General features: G+C 59.8%; 7 protein-coding genes and 1 pseudogene. 3 read left to right on the top strand and 5 right to left on the bottom strand.

What is annotated here, in order from left to right; translation table 11 throughout:
• Positions 1-75: 75 nt before the first annotated feature.
• The 3 genes from dprA to AC5RV1_RS21080 form a co-directional block, all read right to left on the bottom strand.
• A complete protein-coding gene (dprA, locus tag AC5RV1_RS21090) occupies positions 76-984 on the bottom strand; it encodes a DNA-processing protein DprA (RefSeq protein WP_493995911.1) in 909 nt (302 codons plus the stop codon).
• A gap of 379 nt (positions 985-1,363) precedes the next feature.
• Complete coding sequence (locus AC5RV1_RS21085) at positions 1,364-1,960, bottom strand: recombinase family protein (protein WP_493995910.1); 597 nt, start codon at positions 1,958-1,960, stop codon at positions 1,364-1,366.
• 251 nt (positions 1,961-2,211) lie between these two features.
• Positions 2,212-2,769, bottom strand: a complete 558-nt coding sequence (locus AC5RV1_RS21080) for a hypothetical protein (RefSeq protein WP_493995909.1) — start codon at positions 2,767-2,769, stop codon at positions 2,212-2,214.
• A gap of 263 nt (positions 2,770-3,032) precedes the next feature.
• On the opposite strand from AC5RV1_RS21080, the gene AC5RV1_RS21075 reads away from it, so the two are divergent.
• Together AC5RV1_RS21075 and AC5RV1_RS21070 are read left to right on the top strand one after the other, a co-directional pair.
• A complete protein-coding gene (locus AC5RV1_RS21075) occupies positions 3,033-3,464 on the top strand; it encodes a helix-turn-helix domain-containing protein (protein WP_493995908.1) in 432 nt (143 codons plus the stop codon).
• Between the two features lie 282 nt (positions 3,465-3,746).
• Positions 3,747-4,649: a DUF3039 domain-containing protein gene (locus AC5RV1_RS21070; protein ID WP_493995907.1), complete on the top strand. Its 903-nt coding sequence runs from the start codon at positions 3,747-3,749 to the stop codon at positions 4,647-4,649.
• 26 nt (positions 4,650-4,675) lie between these two features.
• Here the strand turns inward: AC5RV1_RS21070 and AC5RV1_RS21065 are convergent.
• Positions 4,676-5,033 (bottom strand): annotated as a pseudogene (locus AC5RV1_RS21065) (recombinase family protein); the annotation flags it as partial.
• Between the two features lie 456 nt (positions 5,034-5,489).
• Between AC5RV1_RS21065 and AC5RV1_RS21060 the strand changes: the two are divergent.
• Positions 5,490-5,876 (top strand): hypothetical protein, encoded by a 387-nt coding sequence (locus AC5RV1_RS21060; RefSeq protein WP_493995906.1) that lies wholly within the window; start codon positions 5,490-5,492, stop codon positions 5,874-5,876.
• A gap of 114 nt (positions 5,877-5,990) precedes the next feature.
• On the opposite strand, the gene AC5RV1_RS21055 is transcribed toward AC5RV1_RS21060, so the two are convergent.
• Positions 5,991-6,104 carry a recombinase family protein gene (locus AC5RV1_RS21055; protein WP_493995905.1) on the bottom strand — a complete coding sequence of 38 codons (114 nt, stop codon included), beginning with the start codon at positions 6,102-6,104 and terminating at the stop codon, positions 5,991-5,993.
• Positions 6,105-6,320: the final 216 nt, after the last annotated feature.

Below are 6,320 nucleotides of genomic sequence, written 5' to 3'. Positions count from 1 at the left end.
ACCCAGCGCAAGCCGGCCACGACGGCGGACCGCCAGCGGTGACCGCCCCGGCAACGGGACGGCCACCTTCAGGGATTAGACAGCCAGGAGTTCGGCCAGTTCGGCCGCATCGGACACCAGCACCGCCCCGCCTTCTTTCAGGAGCCGGTGGCATCCTGCCGAATTGGCACTGTGGACGCTTCCGGGGACCGCCGCGACATGCCGGGCAATGGTTTCGGCGTGGTGTGCGGTGTTCAGCGCCCCTGAGCGCCAGCGGGCTTCCACGACACAGGTCACCCCTGCTAGGGCGGCAATAATGCGGTTTCTCTGCAGGAATCGGTACCGGGTCGGGGCGGAACCGGGTGGGAGCTCTGAGAGGGTCAGGCCGTTGCTGCGGATCGCGGCCGCGAGGTCCGCGTTGCCGGAGGGGTAGTCCCGGTCAAGGCCTCCGGCCAGTACCGCGATGGTCGCCGGTCCATCTCCCTGGCTCCCGGCCAAAGCGGCCCGGTGCGCGTGCGCATCGATACCGTAGGCAAGACCCGAGACAATGCAAATTCCATGTTGGGCCAACCCATACGCCATATCCCCTGTCACGGAGGCGCCGTAGCTGGTCGAGTCCCGGGAACCGGTCAGGGCTGCGCACCGGGAAGGTGCCGGGATGCCATTTTCGAGGTTGCCCCGGTACCAAAGCCCGTACGGGGCGTCGGGCAGATCGTCCAAGCCTTCAGGCCAGTGTTCATCCCCCGGGATGAGGAACCCGCCGCCCAGGCGTTCAATGGTGGCCAGGTCCTTCTCCGGGCCCAGGTCAGGCACGCGGGGCGCCCAGCGCTTCAGCGCGGCCGCCAGTTCTTCGACTGAGACGTCGGGGAGGGTGTGGGCGGCTTGGGCGCCGGTGGCAAGCCGCAACGCGGCGTACGCGCCAAGCCTGCCCACGAGGGCCCGACCGATACGGTCATCGGGTTCGAAGAGTCGGGTCAGGGCTGCGCGTGCAATGCGATCATTCATGTCTTCTCTCGTCCTTTGCTGAGGATCCGGTGGGTGGGGCGGCCTTGGCGACCGGCCAGCTTCCCCTCTCCCCCGGGCGTTTTTTGCCTGCTGGCGGAGCAACGCGTAGCTGTGCCCGACGGAGCCGGGGCAACCCGAAGGGCAAGCAGACGATGGATTGTGGGAGGAAATAAGCGAAGCGCCGACACAACCCATCGACTGCGCAGCCGTCCGCAGGACGGTTGAGCCGGTGGAGCGGGCACGTACGATCCGAAGGACAGCAGCAAAAAACAGAAAAACGCTTCTACAGCCCGAGCGAAGCGAGGCCCGATCCCCTAACCCAAGCGCTGGATTGGCGAGGCTGGAGACGGTGTCAACCGTTACCCGCTCTCAGGATCACCTACGGGGTGCTGTTCTGGCGCGCAGCGAGGGCCTGCTGGTGGCGGTAAAGCGTTGCGCGGCTCCAGCCCACGAGTCGGGCGGCATCTTCCGCAGTACGGCCCTTCGAGCGGGCGTCCTGGGCGATCGCCAGCTTGTCCGCGATGACGGCAGGGTCGGACACCGGCCGGCCGAAGCGGGTTCCGTTCTGTCTGGCGGCCGCGATCCCGGCGTTGACCCGCTCAACGATCAGCTCGCGCTCATACTCGGCGAGGGTGGCGAGCATGTTCAGCATCAGCCGGCCTGTCGAGGTCGCCGGGTCGATACCGTCCGAGATGGATCGGACATAGATGCCGCGGTCGCGCAGCAGGGTCACGGTGTTGAGCACATCGATGAGTGACCGGCCCAAGCGGTCGACCCGCCACACCACGACGGTGTCGCCCTCCTCGGCGTACTCCAAGAGCCTTTTCATTCCGGGCCGCTCGATTGCAGTCTTGCTACCCGAAGTCACGTCAGCGAAGACGTCGCGTTTCTGCACGCCGGCAGCGACCAGCGCGTCCAGCTGCAGTTGGGCATCCTGACTGGAAGTGCTGACCCGTGTATAACCAAGTTGCCTCACCAGGCCATTCTGACTCGGAAAGTCCCCGATGCGCCTTCGGCGAGACGATAGACGGTGAGACGCGTTTCCGAGACGAGCGGGGCCCGGGTTCCCGCCGATCCCGCCGGCTCATACGCGTCTTGGAGTGGTGTCCTGAAAAGCTGTTGTTTTCTGCGACATCCGAGTTATTGGGCGTTTCGTCTGGCCCGATTGCAAATAGGCGACCGAGAAACCTAAGTACGAGGCTGCGAGGGCCGTGCTCTAGTCGGAGGCTACAAGCTGCTCAGCAGCCAGACGCCCAGGTTGAACTGGACTACGTAGCAGAGTGCTGCCTCGCCAAGGCCGGCCAGCACCGCGACAATGAAGGACGCTGGCGAGTTCCACCCCTTCTCCGACATCTCCTCATAGATGATCCAGCCAAAAATGATCCCGCCGATAAAGCCTCCAAGTGCGTTGATCAGAGCAAAAAGCACCATGACCACGGCGAATCCACCCAGTTCGTTCGCGGAGTCATTGAGGCCAACCGCAAGTACCATCGAAAACACGACAAGGGTGTAGTGCACGAATATATATAGGGCGTACCCTCCAATTCCCAGAATAGGTGCGGTGCCCGTAGGTTTGCCTCGGGAAGACAGTGCTTTCACCAGGGTCACTATCGAGGAAGTGTAGAAGCTGCCCGCAGCGGCGATTAGCGTCCAAAGCACAAAGTTTTCCTTGGCATTGGTGTGGACGTCTAGGAAGTAGGCAGCCATACCGGCAATGGCACCAGCGACCGCTAGGCCCGCAGCCTTTCCTACGCGCGCATTTACATCTTCTCTGGTTTCTGACATGAGACACCTCCCCCTGCAGCGCCCTCGAGGCACTGGCTATGACCCCGACCTTATGTTGCGAGAGCTTTATGAACCAGAGTAGAAGGTGTATTAAGCCTCCTTGGGGAACATCGGCTTAGGCAGGGCGCACCCAGGCGCACCCTCCATTAGGGAGCACTAGGAGGATGGTCGGATGGAGGGTTGCGTAACTCCTCGTTTCTGGTTACAGTTAGAGCAGTTATTACACATATGCCAGTTATGGCCCATTCGGTTCAGGTGATCTCATGCACACGCTCGAAGCTTCGAAACTAAGTTCTCAAGAACTCGTTGAGGTGCGCGAAAGCTTGTCTCATCTTCAAGGCAACCGCACTGCGACGGCGTTGTTGGAGATGTTGTCTGCTTTGGAGCGGGGCGGGGTTGTAACCGTCACCGAAGATGGCGATGCCGAGATCTCGCCCCAGGAGGCCAGCAAACTTTTGGGCATAAGCCGGCCATATCTTTACAGACTCCTCGATACCGGCGTGATACCCGAGCAGCCTCGGGTCGGAACCCACAGAAAGATCAAGATGCGCGATATCCGTGCTTTTCGCACCAACCGTGAACTCGCAAGCCGTCAATTTGCTATCGATCTTGCTCACACTCAGCAAGCCAACGATCAGTTAGTTCGCGATGCAGCCAAAGTCAGCGACGAAACCGCAGCTAAGTTCGGTTTCTAAGGCCTTAGCGGAGGACGGGACTCTCAGTTCTACCTCACGTGGCCAAAGTGGACCTTTATACTCAAGAAACGCGTCGTCGGAGTAGTTCCCAACAATAGTAAGAACCACTAAAGTTGCGGCATGTCTCCATCAGATAGTGACGGTTGTCGACCCACCCTACGCGTCCTACGTGAATGCCTAAGCAATCCGGACGACTGGGATGATCCTGAGCAATGTCGCTCGATCGCGAGGAGTGATTTCAAGAGTGTCATACCCTTGTCCTCGCTGAGGCACCCTGCAGTCATGGCAGGAAAATCCCTTACCACCAACGAGGATTCCGGCGCCAACCTCACCATATTCAAACATTCTGTTCGGGCACGTTTAAATAGCATCTGGAAAGAAGTCCGTTCCGAACAATGGCGGGGACTGGTGACGCAGCCAGAGGTTAAGTCGTGTTGGTGGTTGCTGCACGCGGGTCTTAAACGTACAGGGGATAGATCTAATGTGTACGACCAGGTTGAACGACTAGGCGAAGCGGAAATTAGGTCGCTTTACCCTGTGCAAGATGACCGGGACTTGCTTGCTCTTGAGATGTCCGCGATGGCGAACCGGCGCTGGCGGATGGATTGTCTGACGACTCTCATTGACGCAATTGCGAATGCAGCCAGCTCATCCGAAACGCAGCATCCCGCTGAACTACCTCCTCCTCCCAGCCGAACCGTTTCCCCGCTCAAAATAGAAATTGAGCTGGTTCGGCTTAACTACGACGAAGATCCCACTTTCGAAACACCAGTCGAGGTCCTTCTTGCGCTTCGTCTGATCGACTGGGATGATGACGCGATTCGTCAAGCGGTCGTCCCGCAGCTTGTAGGTTTCATGGATCCCCAAAAGGAAAGATGGTCTGTTCACACGGTCCAGGGCAAAGTGACGGTCTACTCCGTAGAAATCACTGAGGCCCGACTATCTCAACTGACAGCAGCAGTGGAACTGGGAACGATGGAAGCAACGCCTTTAACGGGGGCTATTGTCGCTCCTACAAACAACAGCGCTCATTATGTTGCAAAGGGCAGCCTCGTAGAGGCATACGTCGACGGCATGGAGGTAAGGGCGCTTTGCGGCCAGTGGTTTGTTCCCACACAGGATCACACGGAGAAGCCAGTGTGCTCGTCTTGTGAAAAGGAGTTTGCAGACCTCCCTTCCGCGTAAGTACAGCCAGAGTGCCGTGACGTATGAGCGAGGGCTGCCATGACGGTGAAGACCATAGACCCCATGGGGGTGCCAGTGTCGACGTTCCCGCCACCGAGGTTCAGGACCCGAAGGTTCACCTTCTGCGCCCTCAGTTCGTCAGCGAGGGCGAGCATGTTCGACGTCGAGCGACCAAGCCGATCAAGAGTCGTGACGATTAGCGTGTCATCCGCGTGGACCGCCTCGAGTGCTTTGTCGAACTGGGGGCGTCGGGCGTGGGCGCCGCTGACACCGTGGTCGACGTAGAGGTCATCACGACGAACACCGGCGGCGAGCAGGTCCGCAATCTGCCGATCGGTGTCCTGCGCGCGTTGACACTCTTGCATAGCCAATCAGCTTGCCCACGCCATTCCTCACCATCGCCAACCCCTAGAACTGTCTTGCAACCCTTGCTTCTGTCACGATTCCGCGCCCCTGCTTATGAGACAGGTAGCAAGACATGCGAAGGACAGTAGCAACGGAGGGAGAAGCACTGTCTTGTCAGAGTGTGTTGCAACCCAAGGGTTGCGAGACTGGCTTGCCGCAATTCCCTCTGGCCTCAGAGCGGCTAAGAGTGGCGCGTTCCGAAAATTTGCTTGGTGGTCATCCGGTAGCTGAGGTTCCCGGAGAGCTCCGTGGTGTGACCCAGTGCTGGTGTCGGGATCGTGTGGCCGTGAGCCACCAATAGCTGCCGAGCGGTGGCCTTGAAGGTCAATATTCTGCCTCGTCATTGAATCGGTGCGCCGGCGTTCCTGGCGTCGGTGCACCAAGGGTCATCCAGCACTCCAGCTGGGCCGGACAGCTTCCTCTAATATGAGGACCATGTCGAAGAAGCGGACGAAGAAGAGCGTGGCCCTCGCCTACAAGCGCGCCGACGAGATGGGTGTGCTCGTGCAGGAGGAGCCGGGCAGAGGGTACCACCCGGCCGACAACGCCCCCCTAATCGGCCCCGGGCAGGTCTACGCTACGAGGACCGGCGTGATGTTCCATCCGGCGTGGTGCAGTCAGGTGGGGGAGTTATGGGACTCGAACCCGAGGCGGATCCTGGTCGTCAAGGAGGCCAGCGTAGGCACGCGGCGAAGGTGCGGCGCATGCGACAAGCAACCGCTCATGTCTTTTCCGATTCAGAGTCAGAGTCAAGAGCAGTTCAAAGACGCGAGCTCCTCCACGATCTCCAAGGAGATCCCGGCAAGTGCCCCACTCCCTTAAGGTTGCCCAAGACGCTGTAAACCCTGGGAGCAGCGTAAACCTGAGTGATTGTCAGGTGATTGATCGTGCGGAGTGCCTCGTAGGCGTCATCCGCCGCACGGATGACTTCGGGGGTTAAACGAAGATCTGGGCCTCCTCTACACACAAGGCAAGGAGGGCATTGCGTTGCGCGGTAAGGTCCTGGTCGTTTGTCGAGACCCGGGCATAACCGATCTTCATTCCAGTCATGAGGGCATGGTTGCAGTAATCCCCCCATCACCGTGCATTTGATCGTGCGGGTCTTACGTACATGGCCTCGACCAGTAACTGCACGGAACGTGGCGGTGCGCTTCCTCGGCACGGTAATTGACCGGCTAACGGGCACATCTCGATTGCGCCTTCGTGCGCTGATCACGACATGAGGGCGAGCGGCAAGGGAGGATGTAGGAATGAGTTCACAAATGC

The organism is Arthrobacter sp. Hb9-2, assembly GCF_059091165.1.
This window is presented reverse-complemented; position numbering and strand designations above follow the sequence as displayed.